The sequence below is a fragment of the Variovorax sp. P4_D9 genome (assembly GCF_056401695.1).
Map to the genome: position 1 here is coordinate 1 of NZ_JBFUIU010000085.1, position 18824 is coordinate 18824.

21 protein-coding genes are annotated in these 18824 nt (G+C 66.8%); 18 read left to right on the plus strand and 3 right to left on the minus strand.

The window, feature by feature from the left end:
- The first annotated feature begins 221 nt into the window (after positions 1-221).
- Genes AC1DY5_RS12165 through AC1DY5_RS12180 form a run of 4 tightly spaced genes read left to right on the plus strand, consistent with a single transcriptional unit; the run spans position 222 to position 3351 of the window.
- Positions 222-1271 carry an RluA family pseudouridine synthase gene (locus tag AC1DY5_RS12165; protein WP_478111569.1) on the plus strand — a complete coding sequence of 350 codons (1050 nt, stop codon included), beginning with the start codon at positions 222-224 and terminating at the stop codon, positions 1269-1271.
- Complete coding sequence (locus AC1DY5_RS12170) at positions 1264-1932, plus strand: HAD-IA family hydrolase (RefSeq protein WP_478111570.1); 669 nt, start codon at positions 1264-1266, stop codon at positions 1930-1932. The genes AC1DY5_RS12165 and AC1DY5_RS12170 overlap by 8 nt, the downstream gene beginning before the upstream one ends.
- 8 nt (positions 1933-1940) lie before the next feature.
- Complete coding sequence (locus tag AC1DY5_RS12175; protein WP_478111572.1) at positions 1941-2306, plus strand: Rieske (2Fe-2S) protein; 366 nt, start codon at positions 1941-1943, stop codon at positions 2304-2306.
- 4 nt (positions 2307-2310) lie between these two features.
- Positions 2311-3351: a S49 family peptidase gene (locus tag AC1DY5_RS12180; protein ID WP_478111574.1), complete on the plus strand. Its 1041-nt coding sequence runs from the start codon at positions 2311-2313 to the stop codon at positions 3349-3351.
- A gap of 33 nt (positions 3352-3384) precedes the next feature.
- On the opposite strand, the gene AC1DY5_RS12185 is transcribed toward AC1DY5_RS12180, so the two are convergent.
- The 3 genes from AC1DY5_RS12185 to AC1DY5_RS12195 are packed head-to-tail and all read right to left on the minus strand — an operon-like array spanning position 3385 to position 5880.
- Positions 3385-4521 (minus strand): MFS transporter, encoded by a 1137-nt coding sequence (locus AC1DY5_RS12185; protein WP_478111576.1) that lies wholly within the window; start codon positions 4519-4521, stop codon positions 3385-3387.
- A 13-nt stretch (positions 4522-4534) separates the two neighbouring features.
- Positions 4535-5302 carry an SAM-dependent methyltransferase gene (locus AC1DY5_RS12190; protein ID WP_478111578.1) on the minus strand — a complete coding sequence of 256 codons (768 nt, stop codon included), beginning with the start codon at positions 5300-5302 and terminating at the stop codon, positions 4535-4537.
- Positions 5299-5880, minus strand: coding sequence for a Maf family protein (locus AC1DY5_RS12195; protein WP_478111580.1), 582 nt, complete (start codon positions 5878-5880; stop codon positions 5299-5301). Before AC1DY5_RS12195 ends, AC1DY5_RS12190 begins: the two co-directional genes overlap by 4 nt.
- Before the next feature lie 37 nt (positions 5881-5917).
- On the opposite strand from AC1DY5_RS12195, the gene AC1DY5_RS12200 reads away from it, so the two are divergent.
- The 14 genes from AC1DY5_RS12200 to lepA all read left to right on the plus strand — a co-directional run.
- Complete coding sequence (locus AC1DY5_RS12200) at positions 5918-6472, plus strand: YceD family protein (RefSeq protein ID WP_478111599.1); 555 nt, start codon at positions 5918-5920, stop codon at positions 6470-6472.
- A 180-nt stretch (positions 6473-6652) separates the two neighbouring features.
- Complete coding sequence (gene rpmF, locus AC1DY5_RS12205; protein ID WP_028248601.1) at positions 6653-6835, plus strand: 50S ribosomal protein L32; 183 nt, start codon at positions 6653-6655, stop codon at positions 6833-6835.
- A 95-nt stretch (positions 6836-6930) separates the two neighbouring features.
- A complete protein-coding gene (gene plsX, locus AC1DY5_RS12210; protein ID WP_478111582.1) occupies positions 6931-7983 on the plus strand; it encodes a phosphate acyltransferase PlsX in 1053 nt (350 codons plus the stop codon).
- Positions 7983-8960, plus strand: coding sequence for a beta-ketoacyl-ACP synthase III (locus AC1DY5_RS12215; RefSeq protein WP_478111584.1), 978 nt, complete (start codon positions 7983-7985; stop codon positions 8958-8960). The genes plsX and AC1DY5_RS12215 overlap by 1 nt, the downstream gene beginning before the upstream one ends.
- Positions 8961-9006: 46 nt before the next feature.
- Positions 9007-9960 carry an ACP S-malonyltransferase gene (fabD, locus tag AC1DY5_RS12220; protein WP_478111586.1) on the plus strand — a complete coding sequence of 318 codons (954 nt, stop codon included), beginning with the start codon at positions 9007-9009 and terminating at the stop codon, positions 9958-9960.
- Between the two features lie 22 nt (positions 9961-9982).
- A complete protein-coding gene (gene fabG, locus AC1DY5_RS12225; RefSeq protein WP_478111588.1) occupies positions 9983-10726 on the plus strand; it encodes a 3-oxoacyl-ACP reductase FabG in 744 nt (247 codons plus the stop codon).
- A gap of 100 nt (positions 10727-10826) precedes the next feature.
- Positions 10827-11066 carry an acyl carrier protein gene (gene acpP / locus AC1DY5_RS12230; protein ID WP_007830471.1) on the plus strand — a complete coding sequence of 80 codons (240 nt, stop codon included), beginning with the start codon at positions 10827-10829 and terminating at the stop codon, positions 11064-11066.
- A 93-nt stretch (positions 11067-11159) separates the two neighbouring features.
- Positions 11160-12404: a beta-ketoacyl-ACP synthase II gene (gene fabF / locus AC1DY5_RS12235; RefSeq protein ID WP_478111589.1), complete on the plus strand. Its 1245-nt coding sequence runs from the start codon at positions 11160-11162 to the stop codon at positions 12402-12404.
- A gap of 13 nt (positions 12405-12417) precedes the next feature.
- The gene (locus tag AC1DY5_RS12240) at positions 12418-12888 is read left to right on the plus strand and encodes a hypothetical protein (protein ID WP_478111590.1); all 471 of its coding nucleotides are present in this window, start codon (positions 12418-12420) and stop codon (positions 12886-12888) included.
- Positions 12885-13559 carry an RNA polymerase sigma factor RpoE gene (rpoE, locus tag AC1DY5_RS12245; protein WP_478111591.1) on the plus strand — a complete coding sequence of 225 codons (675 nt, stop codon included), beginning with the start codon at positions 12885-12887 and terminating at the stop codon, positions 13557-13559. Before AC1DY5_RS12240 ends, rpoE begins: the two co-directional genes overlap by 4 nt.
- Before the next feature lie 13 nt (positions 13560-13572).
- On the plus strand, positions 13573-14214 hold the full coding sequence (locus tag AC1DY5_RS12250) for a sigma-E factor negative regulatory protein (protein ID WP_478111592.1): 642 nt from the start codon (positions 13573-13575) through the stop codon (positions 14212-14214).
- 36 nt (positions 14215-14250) lie between these two features.
- Positions 14251-15297, plus strand: coding sequence for a MucB/RseB C-terminal domain-containing protein (locus AC1DY5_RS12255; RefSeq protein WP_478111594.1), 1047 nt, complete (start codon positions 14251-14253; stop codon positions 15295-15297).
- Between the two features lie 42 nt (positions 15298-15339).
- Positions 15340-16818: a DegQ family serine endoprotease gene (locus tag AC1DY5_RS12260; protein WP_478111596.1), complete on the plus strand. Its 1479-nt coding sequence runs from the start codon at positions 15340-15342 to the stop codon at positions 16816-16818.
- A gap of 522 nt (positions 16819-17340) precedes the next feature.
- Positions 17341-18824 (plus strand): translation elongation factor 4 (lepA, locus tag AC1DY5_RS12265; protein WP_478111597.1); only part of this gene is annotated, 1484 nt, incomplete at its 3' end.

Here is an 18824-nt window from a genome sequence, read left to right on the forward strand (position 1 = left end):
ACACAAGGGACTCGCTTCGATCCGCCGGCAGATTGGAGCCTGCCGGCTGGGGTATTCCGTATCGGTGTTTCGTGGGCGTCGGCTTAACTCGGGTGCAGGGCCCGCCGCCTTGCGCTCTTGCGCGTGGCCTGCGGACGCTGCCTCAAAGCGGCATCGACCTCACAGCGCTTCATGCAGTGCTCTAAACTTCTGATTAATCAAGCACTTACAAGACCGCGCTGGTGAAAAACATTATAGGTGCGAAGCCGGTCCCCGCGGCGGCAGAAGTTCGCTTTCTGACGGTCGACGAGGATTCCGCCGGCCAAAGGCTGGACAACTACCTGTTCCGCCATCTCAAGGGCGTGCCCAAGACCCACGTCTACCGGATCATCCGTTCCGGCGAGGTGCGCATCAACAAGGGGCGTGCCCAGGCCGAGTCGCGGCTGGCCGCGGGCGACGTGCTGCGGCTGCCGCCGGTCCGGGTTGCGGCCCGTTCGGAAGAGGGCGGTGCGCCGGCGGCACCGGCGCGCGAGTTCCCGCTGTTGCTCGAGGACGACGCGCTGCTGGCGATCGACAAGCCGGCCGGTGTCGCGGTCCACGGTGGCAGCGGCGTGAGCTTTGGCGTCATCGAACAGTTGCGGCGGGCCCGGCCCGCGGCCCGCTTTCTCGAACTGGTGCACCGCCTGGACCGTGAAACCTCGGGCATCCTGCTGGTGGCCAAGAAGCGCAGCGCGCTGACCGCGCTCCAGGACCAGTTCCGCGAGCGCGAGACCGGCAAGACCTACCTGGCGCTGGTCGAGGGCGCCTGGCCCGCCAACAAGAAAGTGCTCGACGCGCCGCTGGCCAAATATCTGCTGCCGGCGCCTGCGGGCGCGGCCGAAGGGGAGCGGCGGGTCCGCGTCGTCGCCAAGGATCACCCGGACGCGATGCGGGCCGTCACGCTGGTCAAGGTGCTCGCCCGCTTTTCGCTTCCCGGCGATGCCGCCGGGGTCTCCCTGCTGGCGGTCACCATCAAGACCGGCCGCACCCACCAGATCCGAGTCCATCTCGCCTCGGCCGGGCATCCGATCGCCGGCGACGACAAATATGGCGTCTTCGAGCGCAATCGGGCCTTGCAGAAGCTGGGCCTCAAGCGCATGTTCCTTCATGCGTGGCGGCTCCAGTTCACCCATCCTGCGAGCGCCGAGCGCGTCGCGCTGCAAGCCGACCTGCCGCCAGAACTGCATGCGCTGATGCCTCCCACCGCGCTCGAGGCGCTCGCCATCCATCCTTTCGTGCAAGCCCATGACTGACATTCGACCCCGCCGCTTCGACCTGATCGCCTTCGATTGGGACGGCACGCTCTACGACTCCACGCGCCTGATCACGCGCTGCATCCAGGCCGCCGTGGTCGACGTCGGCGGCGCCAGGCCGAGCGAAAGCGATGCCGCCTGGGTGATCGGGCTCGGTCTCGCCGAGGCCTTGGCCCGCGCGGCGCCGGATGTGCCGAAGGAAAAATACCTCGAGCTCGGCGCCCGCTATCGCTATCACTTCCTGCAGCACCAGGACGACCTGGTGTTGTTCGATGGCGTGCTGCCGATGCTCGATGCCCTGCGGGCGCGCGGCCACAAGCTGGCGGTAGCCACCGGCAAGTCGCGCCGCGGCCTGAACGAGGCGCTGGCCACGGCGTCGCTGCGCGATCGCTTCGACGCTTCGCGCACCGCCGACGAGACCTTCGGCAAGCCGCATCCGCGAATGCTGCTCGAACTGATGGAGGAACTCGAGGTGCCGGCCGAGCGGACGCTCATGATCGGCGACACCACTCACGATTTGCAGCTGGCCCTCAATGCCGGTTGCGCCAGTGTCGGCGTCAGCTATGGCGCCCACGAGGCGGGGAGCTTCGATGCACTGGCGCCGCTGCATGTGGCGCATTCGGTGCGCGGCCTCTCGCAGTGGCTGGTCGAGAACGCCTGAGGCGTGCCATGGGCGAATCGATTCCCCTTTGCAACTCGACCGACCTGGTCGAGGGCGGGTGTGCGGTGCCTTTCGATGTGATGCATGGTGGCGAGACCTGCCGGGCCTTCGCTGTGCGTTTCGAAGGCGCGCCGCATGCCTACCTGAACCGCTGCAGCCATGTGGCGATGGAAATGGACTTCCAGCCCGACCGCTTCTTCGACGACAGCGGCCAGTGGTTGTTGTGCGCGACGCACGGCGCGGTCTACAAGCCGGACACCGGCGAATGCGCCGGCGGGCCCTGCCGCGGGGGGCTCGTGAAGATCGCGTTGAGCGAGCGGGACGGCGTCGTGCACTGGCATACTGCCTGGAACCTTCAAGCTCTGGCCTTCTGAAAAAATGACCGATTCCAACCGCACGGAACCCGAGGGTTTCGAGCCTATCGAGCGCACGGCGCCCACATTGTCCGCAGACGGCAAGAGAAACATGGCGAAGAACGATCCAGCGCAATCCGCCGGCTGGGAGCGTGCGACGCTCGAGAAGCTGGCTTTTGCCGCCGTCCGCGAACAGCGCGCCACGCGTCGCTGGAAGACCTTCGTGCGGCTGAGCTGGCTCGCCTTCTTCGTCTTCCTGGTCTGGCTTGCCATGTCGCGCGGCACGCCGGCGACCGCCAAGGCCTCGCCGCACACCGCGGTGGTCGAGATCAAGGGCGAGATCGCCGCCGGCGCCGATGCCAGCGCCGAGTTCGTGGTCGCGGCGATGAAGTCGGCCTTCGAGGACGACGGCGCCAAGGGCATCGTGCTGCTGATCAATTCGCCGGGCGGCAGCCCGGTGCAGGCCGGCATCATCAATGACGAGATCAAGCGGATGCGCGCCAAATACGACAAGCCCATCTATGCGGTGGTCGAGGAGACTTGCGCGTCCGCGGCCTACTACATCGCCGCCGCGACCGACAAGATCTTCGTCGACAAGGCGAGCATCGTGGGCAGCATCGGCGTGCTGATGGACAGCTTCGGCTTCACCGGGCTCATGGACAAGGTGGGCGTGGAGCGCCGGCTGCTGATGGCCGGGGACAACAAGGGGTTCATGGACCCCTTCAGCCCGATGAACGACGCCCAGAAGGCGCACGCCCAGCAGATGCTCGACCAGATCCACGCCCAGTTCATCGAGGTGGTCAAGAACGGCCGCGGCGATCGGCTCAAGACCAGCAACCCCGGGCTCTTCAGCGGCCTGTTCTGGAGCGGCCAGCAGTCGATCGAACTCGGCTTGGCGGACCAGCTTGGCAACGTCGATTTCGTCGCCCGCGAGGTCATCAAGGCCGAGGAAGTGATCGACTACACGCGGCGCGAAAACGTGGCCGAGAAGCTGGCCAAGAAGTTCGGCGCCGCACTCGGCGACGCGACGGTCCGAGCGATGCGCGCGGCGCCGGCGCTGCGCTGAGCCCCGGGCTCGACCCGACGGCGGAACGCCGGCTCACGCCGGATCGGCGTAGCGCGCCGACGCCGCCAGCGCTGCGGCGAAGGCCACCACCACATACAGCGCGTGGGTCAGCGAGCTGGCCTGGGCCAGGAAGCCTATCACCGGCGGGCCGGCCATGAAGCCGAGATAGGCCAGCGCCGAGACCGCCGCGATGCCGCGTGCCGGCGCCATGCCCGGAACGCGCGCCGAGGCTGCGAACAGGATCGGCACCACGTTGGCGAACCCGACGCCGACACCGGCGAATCCGATCAGCGCCAGCCATGGCATATCGGTCAGCAGCACCATGGCCATCGATCCTGTCGCCAGCATCGCGCTGCCGCGCAGCAGCACGGCCGGTGTGAAGCGAGCGCGCATCGCATCGCCGCCGAAGCGGGCCAGTGCCATCGCGGCCGAGAAGCTCGCATAGGCCAGCGCGGCCTGCTGCTGGGGGCTGCCCAGTTCCTGCTGCAGGTAGAGCACGCTCCAGTCGTAGATCGCGCCTTCGGCCACCAGGCCGAGCGCCGCCAGCACGCCGAGCAGCGCCAGGGTCCCGCGCGGCAACCGGAAGCCGTGGTGTGCGCCGGAGAAGGCCGTGGCCTCCCTGGGAAGCATCGAACGCGCGGCCACGGCAATGGTCAGTGCCATCACCACGGCGACGAGGAAAAGGTGGATCTGCGGCCGCAGGCCCGCCGCCAGCGCGGCACCGCCGGTGACGGCGCCGACCATGCCGCCGAGGCTGAACATGCCGTGCATGCCGCTCATCAGTGGCTGGCCGTCTCGAAGCTCGAGTTGTGCCGCTTCGGTGTTGATCGCGACGTCGAACACACTGGTGGCGACGCCGAACACGGCCAGCAGGCCCAGCAGTGCCGGATAGGCCGGCATCGCCAGCAGCCCGGCGAGCAGCATGGCGTAGGTGACGCCGCAAATGGCGGCGGTGCGGCGGGCGCCGTGGCGGCCAATCCAGCGGCTCGCCTGGGTCAGCCCCAGCAGGGCGCCGACGCCCGCGGCCAGCATCGCGAGGCCGAGTTCGGCCTCGTCGACGCCGTAGTGGGCCTTCACGGTCGGGATGTGCACGCCCCAGGTCGCGAAAACGAAGCCCGAGCAAAAGAACTGCGCGCGCGCGGCCCAGCGCATGCGGTTCGAGATCTCCATGTGCGAACGGCGGTCAGCGGCCGATCGCGAACACCGCCGGCGTGCGCTCGTCGGCCGGCAGCGGCCTGCCACGCCAGCTCTTCACGGTGTCGCTGCGCACGTTGCAGGACGCCAGCGTGAGTCCGCGTGCCACGGCCAGCCGGGTGTTGTGCTGCAGTGTCTGCGTCAGCGCTTGCAGCAGGGCGGCATTGCGGTAGGGCGTTTCGATRAAGAGTTGCGTCTGGCCGGTCCGCAGGGCGAGCGCCTCGAGCTCGCGGATGCGTTGATTGCGCGCGTCCGCCTCTTGCGGCAGGTAGCCGACGAAAGCGAAGTTCTGGCCGTTGAGCCCGCTGGCCGCCAGGGCAAGCAGCAGCGACACCGGTCCGGTCAATGGCACCACCGCGACGCCGAGCTCGTGGGCGGCCCGCACGACCGAGGAGCCGGGATCGGCCACCGCGGGCATCCCGGCCTCGCTGAGCAGTCCGATGTCGTGTCCGGCCAGCGCGGGCGCCAGCAGTGGCCGTGCATCGAACTGCCCCGCATGATCGCCCTTCTTGTGGACTTCGCGCGGCAACTCCTGGATTTGCTGCGCCTGTAGCGCTGCGACCAGCGGCGTGATGGCGTCGATGCGCTTGAGGTAGGCGCGGGCGGACTTGGCGTTCTCGCAGATCCAGTGCGTGATGCCGGCGGCGGTCGCCAGAGTGCCGCGGGGCAGCGCGTCGTCCAGCGGGGCCTGCTCCTCGCAGCCGAAATCCAGCGGCGCGGGCACCAGGTAGAGCCTTCCGGGGGGCGGGGCGCTCACAGCAGGTCGACGCCGGCGGCGCGCAGCATGCGGGCGGTAYGGATCAGAGGCAGCCCGACGAGGGCGGTCGGATCGTCGCTGTCGATCGAATCGAGCAGGGCGATGCCCAGGCCCTCGCTCTTGGCGCTGCCGGCGCAGTCATACGGTTGCTCGGCGCGCAAATACTTCTCGATCGCGGCGTCGTCGAGTTGCCTGAACACCACGCGCACCGGTGCCAGGTCGCGCGCCTCGAAGCCGGTCGCCTGGCAGACCACGGCGACCGCGGTCTGGAAAACCAGGGTCTGGCCGCGCATCCGCCGCAGCTGCGCCGTGGCACGGGCATGGTCGCCGGGCTTTCCGAGCGGCTCGCCGGCCAGGTCGGCGACCTGGTCCGAGCCGATCACGACGGCCTCGGGAAAGCGGCGGGCCACTTCGCGCGCCTTCTCGAGCGCCAGTCTTTCGGCCAGGGCGCGCGGCGCCTCGTCCGCCAGCGGGGTTTCGTCGACGTCCGGCGGTTGGACGTCGWAGGGCAGGTGCAGGCGGGTCAGCAGTTCGCGGCGGTAGCGGGAAGTCGAGGCAAGGATCACGGGGCGTTGCATGGACGTGATTGTGCGCGAGCGGTTTAGACTGGCGTGGATGACCAAAGAATTTGTCCCCGGTCGGCTCGACGTGAACGGCTTTGCCGGCGCGGCGGCGACCCTTTCCGGAAATGACCCGCTGTCGGGCTTCGAGCGCCTGAGCGCCGAACTGGCGGCCCCGGCAGCCGACGCGACGGTTCAGTGGCAGGCCACCGGCCAGTCGCGCAGCGGAGCCGACGGCGCGCCGGTTTCCTGGTTGCACCTCGAAGCGCAGGCCGACGCGCCCTTGATCTGCCAGCGTTGTCTTTCGCCGGTCGACATCGAATTGAAGGTCGACCGCTGGTTCCGCTTTGCGCCGGACGAAAACACCGCGGCCGCCGAGGACGAGGAGTCCGAGGAGGACGTGCTGGTCGCCAGCCGTGATTTCAACCTGCATGCGCTGATCGAAGACGAGCTGCTGATGGAGATCCCGGTCACGCCGCGGCACGAGGTCTGTCCGGAGCCGACCCGGCTGTCGGCCGTGGACCCCGACTTCGAGGGCGCCGAAGCAGACCGTCCCAACCCGTTCGCCGTGCTGGGCGCCCTGCGCTCCGACAAGTCCGGGAAGCCCTGAGGGGCTCAAAAACGTGGCGCGAGGGCGGCACTGGTCACGGCAATGCGGATGGGCTATAATCATGGGCTTCGCGCGCGCCGTTGGGCATGTGATCCGTGCAGATTTCGTATCTGCATTCCTATTCCGTAGGCCGCCCCGCACGCACACCGCCAACTCACACCCACATTTCCAGGAGCCAGCATGGCCGTCCAGCAAAACAAGAAGTCGCCGTCGAAGCGCGGCATGCACCGTTCGCACAATGCGCTGGGCGTGCCCGGCATCGCCGTCGAGCCGACCACCGGCGAAACCCATCTGCGCCACCACATCAGCCCGAACGGCTTCTATCGTGGTCGCAAGGTTCTCAAGACCAAGTCCGAAGCCTGAGCTCCGTTCCAAGGCCAGGCCCGAAGCTACTCTTTGCGTAGCGTCGGGCCTTTGTTTTGATGGCCACACCTTCAGCCTCCGTTCCAGTGCCTGCCGTGATCACGCTCGCCGTTGATTGCATGGGTGGCGACCACGGGCCGCGCGTCACGCTTGCGGCCTGCAAGGCCTTTCTCGAGCGGCACGGCGAAGCCTCGCTGCTGCTGGTCGGTGCGCCGGCTGCGCTGGCGGGCTTCTCGCACCCGCGCGCCACCATCGTCGGCGCCAGCGAGGTGGTCGGCATGGACGATCCGATCGAGGTCGCGCTGCGCAAGAAAAAAGACTCGTCGATGCGGGTCGCTATCCAGCAGGTCAAGGATGGGGCCGCGCAGGCTGCCATTTCTTCTGGTAACACCGGCGCATTAATGGCTATCGCCCGCTATCTCCTGAAAACGCTCGACGGCATCGACCGCCCCGCCATCGCCCCCCAGTTGCCCAACAGGAAAGGCGGCGCCACCACCGTGCTCGACCTGGGCGCCAACGTCGATTGCGACGCCGAGGACCTGCTTCAGTTCGCGGTGCTCGGGTCGGCGCTGGTTTCTGCCTTGACCGGCAACGAGTCGCCCAGCGTCGGCTTGTTGAATGTCGGCGAAGAGGCCATCAAAGGCAGCGAAACCATCAAGAAGGCGAGCCAACTGCTGCGAAAAGCAGCCAGTTCGCAGGATCTCAACTTCTACGGAAATGTTGAGGGCAACGATATCTTCAAGGGCACGACCGACATCGTCGTCTGTGACGGTTTCGTCGGCAACGTGACGCTCAAGGCCACCGAAGGCGTCGCTTCGATGATCGTCGACTTCCTGAGAATCGAGTACTCGAATGGCATTTTCAGCAAGTTTGCCGCGATCGTTTCCTATCCGGTTCTAAAAGCGCTTAAAAAGCGGCTTGACCATCGCCGCTACAACGGTGCGGCCCTGCTTGGCCTGCGCGGGCTGGTGTTCAAGAGCCATGGTTCGGCCGACGAGGTGGCTTTCGGCCATGCGCTCGATCGCGCTTATGATGCCGCTCGCAACAACCTGCTCGAACGCGTTCGGGCCCGCATCGCCCACGCCGCGCCACTGCTGGCGCGGCAAGACCCGGCGGTGCCGGCCGACGCGCCGGCACTCCACGTCTGATGACCCCTTTTTCCCGCATCACCGGCACCGGCAGCTTCCTGCCGCCCCGCCGCGTCACCAACGACGACCTGGCTCAGGAACTCGCAGCCCGCGGCATCGAGACTTCCGATCAGTGGATCATCGAGCGCACCGGCATCCGGGCGCGCCATTTCGCCGCCCCTGAAGTCACCAGCAGCGACCTCGCGCTGGAGGCTTCCAGGCATGCGCTCGAGGCCGCCGGCCGCAGCGCCGGCGACATCGACCTGATCATCGTCGCCACCTCGACGCCCGACATGGTGTTCCCGTCGTCAGCGGCAATCCTCCAGTACAAGCTGGGCGTCGCCGGCTGTGCGGCTTTCGACGTCCAGGCGGTCTGCAGCGGCTTCGTCTACGCCCTGACGGTGGCCGACGCGATGATCCGCACCGGTTCGGCGAAGCGCGCGCTGGTCGTCGGCGCGGAAGTGTTCTCCCGGATCCTTGATTTCAACGACCGCACGACCTGCGTGCTGTTCGGCGATGGCGCCGGCGCGGTGGTCCTCGAGGCCAGCAGCGAGCCCGGCATCCTGGCGAGCGACCTGCACGCCGACGGCAAGCACGTCGGCATCCTGTGCGTGCCCGGTCACGTCTCGGGCGGCGAAGTGCTGGGCAAGCCGCTGCTGCACATGGATGGCCAAGCCGTCTTCAAGCTGGCGGTCCGGGTGCTCGAGGAGGCTGCCCGTGCCACGCTGGCCAAGGCCGGCAAGACCGAGGCCGACATCGACTGGCTGATTCCGCACCAGGCCAATATCCGCATCATGGAAGGCACGGCCAAGAAGCTCAAGCTGCCGCGCGACAAGCTGATCGTCACGGTCGACGAGCACGGCAACACCTCGGCGGCCTCGATTCCGCTCGCGTTGGACGACGCGGTCCGTTCGGGCAAGGTGAAGAAGGGCGACACGCTGATGCTCGAAGGCGTCGGCGGCGGCTTCACCTGGGGTGCGGTGCTGTTGAACTATTGACACAGCGCGCTGCTCGCAGCGGGCGGCGTCTTGGAGACACAAGATCATGAAGTCTTTCGCTTTTGTATTTCCGGGCCAGGGCTCGCAGGCCGTCGGCATGCTCGACGCCTGGGGCGATCACCCGGCCGTGGCCGAAACGCTGCGCGAGGCCTCGGACGCGCTCGATGAAGACATCGCGCGCCTGATCCACGAGGGCCCCAAGGAAGCCCTGGCGCTGACCACCAACACCCAGCCCGTGATGCTGGTCGCCGCGATCGCCGCCTGGCGTGCCTGGCGGGCCGAAGGCGGCGCCGAGCCGTCGGTGGTGGCCGGCCATTCGCTGGGCGAGTATTCGGCCCTGGTGGCTTCGGGCGTGCTGACGCTGGCGCAGGCTGCGCCCCTGGTGCGCTTTCGCGCCCAGGCGATGCAGCAGGCGGTTCCGGTGGGCGTGGGCGCGATGGCCGCCGTCCTGGGCATGGAGGCCGCCAAGGTGCAGGCCGGCTGCGCCGAGGTGACGGCCTCGTTCGGCCCCGGCAGCGCCGAGCTCGTCGAGGCAGTGAACTTCAACGACCCGATGCAGACCGTGATCGCGGGCAGCAAGGCGGCGGTCGACAAGGCCTGCGAGGTGCTGAAGGCCAGCGGCGCCAAGCGCGCACTGCCGCTGCCGGTCTCGGCGCCTTTCCATTCGAGCTTGATGAAGCCGGCGGCCGAGGCATTGCGCGAGCGGCTGGCATCGATGCAGCTGGCGGCGCCCCGGATTCCAGTCGTCAACAACATCGATGTCGCGGTCGAGACCGATCCGGAACGCATCCGCTCCGCTCTGGTGCGCCAGGCTGCGGGTCCGGTGCGCTGGGTCGAGACCGTGCAGGCCCTCGAGGCGCGCGGTGTCGAGGCGATCGTCGAATGCGGACCCGGCAAGGTGCTGGCCGGCATGGCCAAGCGGATCGCACCGGCACTGGCTGCGGCCTCGGTCTACGATCCGGCGACGCTCGCCGAAACCAGGCAACTGCTCGGCGCCTGAGCGCCGGCCCAGAGGTTCTCTCATGAGCATTCCCAAATTCGAAGGCCAGGTCGCCCTGGTCACCGGCGCGACCCGTGGCATCGGCGCGGCCATCGCGCTCGAGCTGGCCCACCGCGGCCTCAAGGTCATCGGCACCGGCACCACCGCTGAGGGTGCCGCCAAGATCACCGCCGCACTCGCGGCCTACGACGGCCGAGGCTGTGCGCTGGACGTCAATGACGGTGCCGCCGTCGAGGCCTTGATCGACGAGATCGTCAAGGTGTACGGCGCGCTCCATGTGCTGGTCAACAACGCCGGCATCACGCGCGACATGCTCGCCATGCGGCTCAAGGATGCCGATTGGGACGCCGTGATCGACACCAATCTGAAGGCGGTGTTCCGCCTGTCGCGCGCCGTGATCCGGCCGATGATGAAGCAGCGCTATGGCCGCATCATCAGCATCACCAGCGTGGTCGGCGCCTCCGGCAATGCAGGCCAGGCCAACTATGCGGCCGCCAAGGCCGGCGTGGCGGGCATGACGCGGGCGCTGGCGCGCGAACTCGGCAGCCGCAGCATCACGGTCAACTGCGTCGCGCCCGGCTTCATCGAGACCGACATGACGGCCAGCCTGCCCGAAGCCCAGCAGCAGGCGCTGCTGGCCCAGATTCCCCTCGGCCATCTCGGCAAACCCGCCGACATCGCCCACGCCGTCGCCTACCTGGCGTCGCCGCAGGCCGCCTACGTCACGGGGCAGGAACTGCACGTGAACGGCGGCATGCACATGTAGACCCGGGAACGCAAGCGCTTTCACCTACGGCCGTGCGGCAAATGCCACAATGCGGCCGGCTAAAATCAACCGATTACCTACAACCCTCAGAGGGAACAAAATGAGCGATATCGAAGCACGTGTCAAGAAAATCATTGCCGAACAACTCGGCGTTGAAGAGTCCCAAGTCACCAATGAAAAGGCTTTCGTGGCCGACCTCGGCGCGGACTCGCTCGACACGGTCGAACTCGTGATGGCGCTCGAAGACGAGTTCGGCATCGAGATCCCCGATGAAGACGCCGAAAAGATCACGACGGTTCAAAACGCCGTCGACTACGCCACCAAGAATCAAAAGGCCTGATACGGCCGCGCCGAGTCGCCGTCGCCCGGGTCCGCGGTTTCCACACTTGCGTGCAACGGGCAGCGGCCTCAGCTCCCAGAAAGGTTTGCCGGCATGACCAAACGCCGCGTCGTCGTGACCGGACTCGGTTGCCTCGCTCCTGTCGGAAATACCGTTGCCGAGTCCTGGGCCAACCTGTTGGCCGGGAAATCGGGCATCGATACCATCACCAAGTTCGATGTGAGCGGCTTCTCCTGCAAGTTCGCAGGCGAGGTCAAGGGTTTCGACATCAAGGACTACATCCCCGAGAAGGAAGCGCGCCACATGGACCGCTTCATCCATCTCGGGCTCGCCGCCGCCATCCAGGCGGTGCAGGACAGCGGCTTGCCCACCGGCGACGCACTGTCCGAAGAAGAAGCGGTGCGCATCGGCTGCAACATCGGCTCCGGCATCGGCGGCCTGCCGCTGATCGAGGACACCCACGCCGAATTGGTCAACCGCGGCCCGCGCCGCGTGTCGCCGTTCTTCGTGCCGGCGTCGATCATCAACATGATCTCGGGCCACGTGTCCATCAAGTATGGATTCAAGGGCCCGAACATCGCGGTGGTCACGGCCTGCACCACCGGCTTGCATGCCATCGGCACCTCGGCCCGCATGATCGAGTACGGCGATGCCGACGTGATGATCGCCGGCGGCGCCGAATCGACCGTGTCGCCGCTCGGGCTCGGCGGCTTCGCCGCCGCCCGCGCGCTGTCCACGCGCAATGACGATCCCCAGACCGCGTCGCGGCCGTGGGACAAGGACCGCGACGGCTTCGTGCTCGGCGAGGGCGCCGGCGTCGTCGTGCTCGAGGAGTACGAGCGCGCCAAGGCCCGAGGCGCCAGGATCTACGCCGAAGTCTCGGGCTTCGGCATGAGCGGCGATGCCTTCCACATGACCGCGCCCAACGTCGACGGCCCGCGCCGCTCGATGCAGATGGCGCTGGCCAATGCGGGCGTCAATGCCGACCAGGTGCATTACATCAATGCGCATGGCACCTCGACGCCGCTGGGCGACCTTAACGAAACCAACGCGATCAAGAACGCCTTCGGCGACCACGCCAGGAAGCTGGTCGTGAATTCGACCAAGTCGATGACCGGCCACCTGCTGGGCGGCGCTGGCGGCATCGAGTCGGTGTTCACGGTGCTGGCGCTGCATCACCAGAAGAGCCCGCCGACGATCAACATCTTCAATCAGGATCCCGAGTGCGATCTCGACTATTGCGCCAACGAGGCGCGCGATATGAAGATCGACGTCGCGGTCAAGAACAACTTCGGCTTCGGCGGCACCAACGGCACGCTGGTGTTCAAGCGCGTTTGATATTTCCCGACCCATGCACAGCGCCCCGTCGGTGATCTATCCGGTGGGGCGTTCGCGCTATGCGCGACGACTTCTAGTTCTTGTCTGGGCGCTCGGCGTCGCCGGCGTCACGCTCGCGTCGGTGCAGGCCGAGGGTTTCGACTGGCGGCGCGCCATGCTGGCGCTGAGCGCCGTCGTGGCCGGCGCGGCCGCATGGACCGGCCTGCTGCAGAGCACGGCGCCGGGCCGGCTGGCTTTCGACGGCCGACACTGGTCGATCTCCGGCGGCGCGCCGCTCAGCGCCGCCCGTGCCAGCGTCGCGCTCGATCTGCAGTCCTTGCTGCTCGTGAGTCTGGATGAACCGGCGCGGCGCCGGCGCTGGGTCTGGGTCGATCGCCAGGCGCTGCCGGAGCGCTGGCTGGATCTGCGCCGGGCGCTCCGTGCGCGCGTGCTGCTGGCGGATCCAGACATTGGTGCATCCACGGTGCATCATCACGGCGTATGACAGTTTCCCCGCCCCCCGTGCCGCCCGGCACCGGCCAGCCCGATGCGCCTGCCGCAGCGGGAAAGCCGGGTGAGGTCGATTTCCAACTGGTCCAGCGCACCGTCGCGGGCGACCAGAAGGCCTTCGAACTGCTGGTGATCAAGTACCAGCGGCGCATCGAGCGGCTGATCGGGCGCATGGTGCGCGATGTCAATCTGGTCGAGGACATCGCACAGGAGACCTTCATCCGCGCCTACCGCGCGCTGCACCAGTTTCGCGGCGAGGCCCAGTTCTATACCTGGCTCTACCGGATCGCGGTCAACACGGCCAAGAAGGCGCTGGTCGACATGAAGCGCGATCCGACCATCTCGGAGAGTGCCTTGCGATCGTCTTCTGACGACGAAGATGAAACTTACCGGCCCGGAAACGAACCAATCAGCGACGAGACCCCCGAAACCGTGATGGCAGCCAACGAAATCGCTGCGGCCGTCGAGGCGGCGATGGAAGCGTTGCCGGCCGAACTGCGGCAGGCCGTGACGCTGCGCGAGATCGAGGGCATGAGCTACGAAGAGATCGCCGAGGTCATGAATTGTCCGATCGGCACGGTGCGGTCGCGGATTTTCCGTGCCCGAGAGGCGATATCGACCCGGGTCAAGCCCTTGCTGGACAACCAGTCGGGCAAGCGTTGGTAAGCAGGTGAATGAGATGAACCAAAGAAACACAGTCCAAGAGCAGATTTCCGCGCTCGCCGATGGCCATCTGCGCGGCAACGAATTCGCTGAAGTGGTCGGCAAGCTCTGCGGCGACCCCGAATTGCGGGCGACCTGGCAGAACTATCACCTGGTGGGCGACGTGTTGCGATCGGGTGCGCACTCTGCATGCAGCGACACCTCGGCCTTTCTCTCGCGCTTCCAGAGTCGTCTGGCGGCCGAGCCGGCCTTGCCGGCCCTCGTTCCCGGGGCGGCCGAGACCCGGCCCGTGCGCTTGCGGGCCGAGGCGGCCAACGAGCCGGTGTTCCGCTGGAAGCTGGTGGCCGGTGCGGCCTCGCTCGCCGCGGCGGCGGCCATCGGCTGGAACTGGGTCGGCGTCGTCGATTCCCGGGCCGCGGGTGCGCAGATGGCGCAGCAGCAGGCGGTGCCGGCTGTCGTCGCCACGGCCGAACTACCGAAGCCGACGGCGCCGAGCCTGGCATCGACGCWGGTCCTGATCGGCAATGGCAACCCGCAGGTCATGCTGCGCGATCCGCGGCTCGACCAACTGCTCGAGGCGCACCAGCAAGCGGGCGGCGCCTCGCAGATGCCGTCCGGATTCCTGCGCAACGCCACCTTCGATCGGCCGTCGCGCTGACCCGCGCGCCCGGCAGCCATTGCAATGACTCGTTCGATGCCGATCTCCGCGCGTGGGTTCCTGGTTCTGGTGGCGGCGCTCTGCATGGCGCAGGTGTCGCTCGCCCAGGGCCGCAATCCCGCGCCCTCCGTCAAGGGCCCGACCAGCGCCGCCGGTGGCGACAACCTCGCGCTGGGAGTGGTCGAGTGGCTGGAGCGCATGCACGCCGCGGCGCGCATGCGCAGCTATGTCGGCACCTTCGTGGTGTCGGCGCCGGCCGGCAACCTCTCGAGCGCGCGCATATGGCACGTGTGCGAGGGCGACCTTCAGATGGAGCGCATCGAAGCCCTGTCGGGCCCGCCGCGCTCGACCTTCCGGCGCAATGACCAGGTCGTGACCTTCCTGCCGGATTCGAAGGTCGTCAAGCGCGAGAAGCGCGAGAACCTCGAGTTGTTTCCCAATCTGTCGGGCACGCCCGATTCATCGATCGCCGATTCCTACGCTGTCCGCACGATCGGCAAGGACCGGGTTGCCGGCTTCGATGCCGACGTGGTCCAGATCGAGCCGCGCGACGGGCTGCGCTTCGGCTATCGGGTCTGGAGCGAGCGCCGTTCGGGCCTGGTGATCAAACTGCAGACCGTCGACCGCGACAACAAGGTGATCGAGCAGTCGGCCTTCTCCGAGCTTCAGCTCGATGCGCCGGTCAAGGTCCACGCTCTGGCGCAGATGATGGGTAGCACCGCGGGCTACCGGGTCGAGAAGTCGGAACTCGAACGCACCACCGCGCAGCGCGAGGGCTGGGCGCTCAGCAAGCCGGTGCCGGGTTTCCGGCCGGTCAGTTCCTTCCGTCGCCCGATGGGCGGCGAAGGACTGGGCCACACCATGCAATGGACTTTCTCGGATGGCCTGGCGACCGTGTCCCTGTTCATCGAGCCTTACGATGCGCAACGCAAGCCCGAGGAAGTGCTGCTCGCGCTCGGCGCCACCTACACGATGACCCGCCGCATGACCGACAAGGACGGCGACTGGTGGCTGACCGCGGTCGGCGAGGTGCCGCCACAGACCCTCGATGCGTTCGCACAGAACTTGGTCCGTTCGCGCTAGCAAGTCCCTGGCAGTTTTTTGTCTCTCCTACGAAAGAAACCGATGATGCTCAAGATCAAGGGGAACACCTTCCGTTCGTCCCTGATGGCCTGCGCGCTCGCGCTCGCTTCGACCACCGCGCTGCTGCCGGCGACGCCCGTGCACGCGCAGGCGCGGGCGCTGCCCGATTTCACCGACCTGGTCGACCAGGTCGGCCCCGCGGTGGTCAATATCCGGACCATCGAAAAGGTCGCGCAGGCCGGCAACGAGCCCGACGAGGAGATGCAGGAATTCTTCCGCCGCTTCTTCGGCCAGCCGATGCCCGGCATCCCGCGCCAGGGTCCGGGGCCACGTCCGAACCGGCCGCAGGCGCCCGACGAAGAGCGCCCGCGCGGGGTCGGCTCGGGCTTCATCCTGTCGCCCGATGGCTTCGTCATGACCAATGCGCACGTGGTCGACGGCGCCTCCGAAGTGCTGGTCACGCTGACCGACAAGCGTGAGTTCAAGGCCCGGCTCATCGGCGCCGACAAGCGCACCGACGTCGCGGTCGTCAAGATCGAAGCCACCGGATTGCCGGCGGTCAAGGTCGGCGACGTGTCGAAGCTGCGCGTCGGCGAGTGGGTCATGGCCATCGGCTCGCCCTTTGGCCTCGAGAACACGGTCACCGCCGGCATCGTGAGCGCAAAGCAGCGCGACACCGGCGACTACCTGCCCTTCATCCAGACCGACGTCGCCATCAATCCCGGCAACTCGGGCGGCCCGCTGATCAACATGCGCGGCGAAGTGGTGGGCATCAACAGCCAGATCTACTCGCGCTCGGGCGGCTTCATGGGCATCTCGTTCTCGATCCCGATCGACGAGGCGACGCGGGTCGCCGACCAACTGCGCACCTCGGGCCGCGTCTCGCGCGGCCGCATCGGCGTGCAGATCGACCAGGTCACGAAGGACGTGGCGGAATCGATCGGCCTGGGCAAGGCGCAGGGGGCGCTGGTGCGCGGCGTCGAGTCCGGCTCGCCGGGCGACAAGGCGGGCATCGAGCCGGGCGACATCATCACCAAGTTCGATGGCAAGGCGATCGAGAAGCCGAGCGATCTGCCGCGCCTGGTGGGCAACACCAAGCCCGGCACCAAGAGCTCGATCACCGTGTTCCGTCGCGGCAGCTTGCGCGACATCAACGTGACCATCGCCGAGATCGAGCCCGACAAGCCGACCAAGGTGGCGGCCGACCGCGACGAGCCGACGGCCAAGCCGTCGGGCTCGGCCGCCGCCAAGTCGATGGGGCTGGCCCTCAGCGACCTGAGCGAAGCCCAGAAGAAAGAACTCAAGCTCAAGGGCGGCGTGCGGATCGATTCCGCCACCGATGCGGCCGCCCGCGCCGGCCTGCGCGAAGGCGACGTGGTACTCGCGGTGAGCAATGTCGAGGTCGCGAACCTGAAGGAATTCGACGCCGCGCTGGCCAAGGCGGACAAGAGCAAGCCGGTGAGCCTGCTGTTCCGCCGCGGCGACTGGGCCCAGTATGCATTGCTTCGGCCGGCTCGCTGATCGGACGCGAGGCGTCAAGTGGCCCCACCCGGCAGTCGGGTTTGGGGCCATTTTTTGGCCGTTGTCGCGTTCCGGCCGCAGCCTCCAAGAAATTTTTTTGACAGCTCGGACGCTGGATTTTGGTTGGTGACCACTAACTTTTGGCAAGTCTAACGATGAATTTCGGTAGAATAGGGCCCTGCCGATCCCCGCTCGTCGCATAAGCAGTCCGAGGTGCTTCACGATGCGAGATTCCCGTCGCCCGTCCACCGGCGCTCCACAGTTCGCCCACAAGTTGTTAAGCAATTGCTCCACCGATCCTGTTGATAAGTTGTTGATAAGTAGCATGTTGCTGACCTGCAACGACCCCTCCCGGGCTTTGGCCCGGCTGTACGCGCCCCCCTTTTTGCCTACAATGAAGTTCCAACTACTGCAGTTGCCATTGCTTGTTGGTTCAGGGCGCGTCTCTTGGGGACGCGCCCTTTTTTCTTGCCTGTCGCCTTCTGCGTCCGAGCCAATTCAAGTACTTAAGCGTTCCCGTTGATGAATCACATCAGAAATTTTTCGATCATTGCGCACATCGATCACGGCAAGTCGACGCTTGCCGATCGCTTGATCCAACGTTGTGGTGGTCTCGCCGAGCGCGAGATGGAAGCGCAGGTTCTCGACTCGATGGACATCGAGAAAGAGCGTGGGATAACCATCAAGGCACAGACCGCCGCGCTGCACTACAAGGCCAACGATGGGCAGGTCTACAACCTCAATCTGATCGACACGCCGGGCCATGTCGACTTCTCTTATGAAGTGAGTCGCTCGCTGTCGGCATGCGAAGGTGCATTGCTGGTCGTCGATGCGAGCCAGGGCGTCGAAGCGCAGACGGTGGCCAACTGCTACACCGCGCTCGACCTCGGCGTCGAGGTGGTGCCGGTCCTCAACAAGATGGACCTGCCCAACGCGGACCCCGACAACGCGCGCTCCGAGATCGAGGACGTGATCGGCATCGATGCGACCGATGCGATTCCGTGTTCCGCGAAGACCGGCATGGGCATCGACGAAATCCTCGAGGCCGTGGTGGCGCGGATGCCGGCGCCGCGCGGCAATCCCGACGGTCCGCTGCGCGCGATGATCATCGACAGCTGGTTTGATCCCTACGTCGGCGTGGTGATGCTGGTGCGTGTGGTCGACGGCCGGCTGGCGAAGGGCGAGCGCATCAAGATGATGGCCTCGGGCGCGATGTACAACGCCGACAACATCGGCGTGTTCACGCCCGCCAACGAGCCGCGTGCTTCCCTCGAGGCCGGCGAGGTGGGCTACATCATCGCCGGCATCAAGGAGCTGCAAGCGGCCAAGGTCGGCGACACCGTGACCTTGATCAAGCCCGGCACCGGCGGCGCCGCGGCCACCGCGACCGAAGCGCTTCCGGGTTTCAAGGAGATCCAGCCGCAGGTGTTCGCCGGGCTCTATCCGACCGAAGCCAGCGAGTACGACTCCCTGCGCGACGCGCTCGAGAAACTGAAGCTCAACGATTCGTCGCTGCGCTACGAGCCCGAGGTGAGCCAGGCGCTGGGCTTCGGCTTCCGCTGCGGCTTCCTGGGTCTGCTGCACATGGAGATCGTGCAGGAACGCCTCGAGCGCGAGTTCGACCAGGACCTGATCACGACCGCGCCCAGCGTGGTCTACCAAGTCATGAAGAACGACGGCGAGGTGATCATGGTCGAGAACCCGTCGAAGATGCCCGACGTCGGCAAGATGGCCGAGATCCGCGAGCCGATCGTCACGGTGCACCTCTATATGCCGCAGGAATACGTCGGCGCGGTGATGACGCTGGCCAACCAGAAGCGCGGCGTGCAGATGAACATGGCCTACCATGGCCGCCAGGTCATGCTGACCTACGAGATGCCGCTCGGCGAGATCGTGCTCGACTTCTTCGACAAGCTGAAGTCGGTCAGCCGCGGCTATGCCTCGATGGACTACGAGTTCAAGGAGTACCGGGCCTCGGACGTGGTCAAGGTCGACATCCTGCTGAA

Bases quoted from the DNA above. Each gene is read 5' to 3' on its own strand.
- AC1DY5_RS12170 (WP_478111570.1), top strand. From the start codon at position 1,264: ATGACTGACATTCGACCCCGCCGCTTCGACCTGATCGCCTTCGATTGG.
- AC1DY5_RS12175 (WP_478111572.1), top strand. From the start codon at position 1,941: ATGGGCGAATCGATTCCCCTTTGCAACTCGACCGACCTGGTCGAGGGC.
- AC1DY5_RS12180 (WP_478111574.1), top strand. From the start codon at position 2,311: ATGACCGATTCCAACCGCACGGAACCCGAGGGTTTCGAGCCTATCGAG.
- AC1DY5_RS12185 (WP_478111576.1), bottom strand. From the start codon at position 4,521: ATGGAGATCTCGAACCGCATGCGCTGGGCCGCGCGCGCGCAGTTCTTT.
- AC1DY5_RS12200 (WP_478111599.1), top strand. From the start codon at position 5,918: ATGACCAAAGAATTTGTCCCCGGTCGGCTCGACGTGAACGGCTTTGCC.
- rpmF (WP_028248601.1), top strand. From the start codon at position 6,653: ATGGCCGTCCAGCAAAACAAGAAGTCGCCGTCGAAGCGCGGCATGCAC.
- AC1DY5_RS12215 (WP_478111584.1), top strand. From the start codon at position 7,983: ATGACCCCTTTTTCCCGCATCACCGGCACCGGCAGCTTCCTGCCGCCC.
- fabD (WP_478111586.1), top strand. From the start codon at position 9,007: ATGAAGTCTTTCGCTTTTGTATTTCCGGGCCAGGGCTCGCAGGCCGTC.
- fabG (WP_478111588.1), top strand. From the start codon at position 9,983: ATGAGCATTCCCAAATTCGAAGGCCAGGTCGCCCTGGTCACCGGCGCG.
- acpP (WP_007830471.1), top strand. From the start codon at position 10,827: ATGAGCGATATCGAAGCACGTGTCAAGAAAATCATTGCCGAACAACTC.
- fabF (WP_478111589.1), top strand. From the start codon at position 11,160: ATGACCAAACGCCGCGTCGTCGTGACCGGACTCGGTTGCCTCGCTCCT.
- AC1DY5_RS12240 (WP_478111590.1), top strand. From the start codon at position 12,418: ATGCACAGCGCCCCGTCGGTGATCTATCCGGTGGGGCGTTCGCGCTAT.
- rpoE (WP_478111591.1), top strand. From the start codon at position 12,885: ATGACAGTTTCCCCGCCCCCCGTGCCGCCCGGCACCGGCCAGCCCGAT.
- AC1DY5_RS12255 (WP_478111594.1), top strand. From the start codon at position 14,251: ATGCCGATCTCCGCGCGTGGGTTCCTGGTTCTGGTGGCGGCGCTCTGC.
- AC1DY5_RS12260 (WP_478111596.1), top strand. From the start codon at position 15,340: ATGATGCTCAAGATCAAGGGGAACACCTTCCGTTCGTCCCTGATGGCC.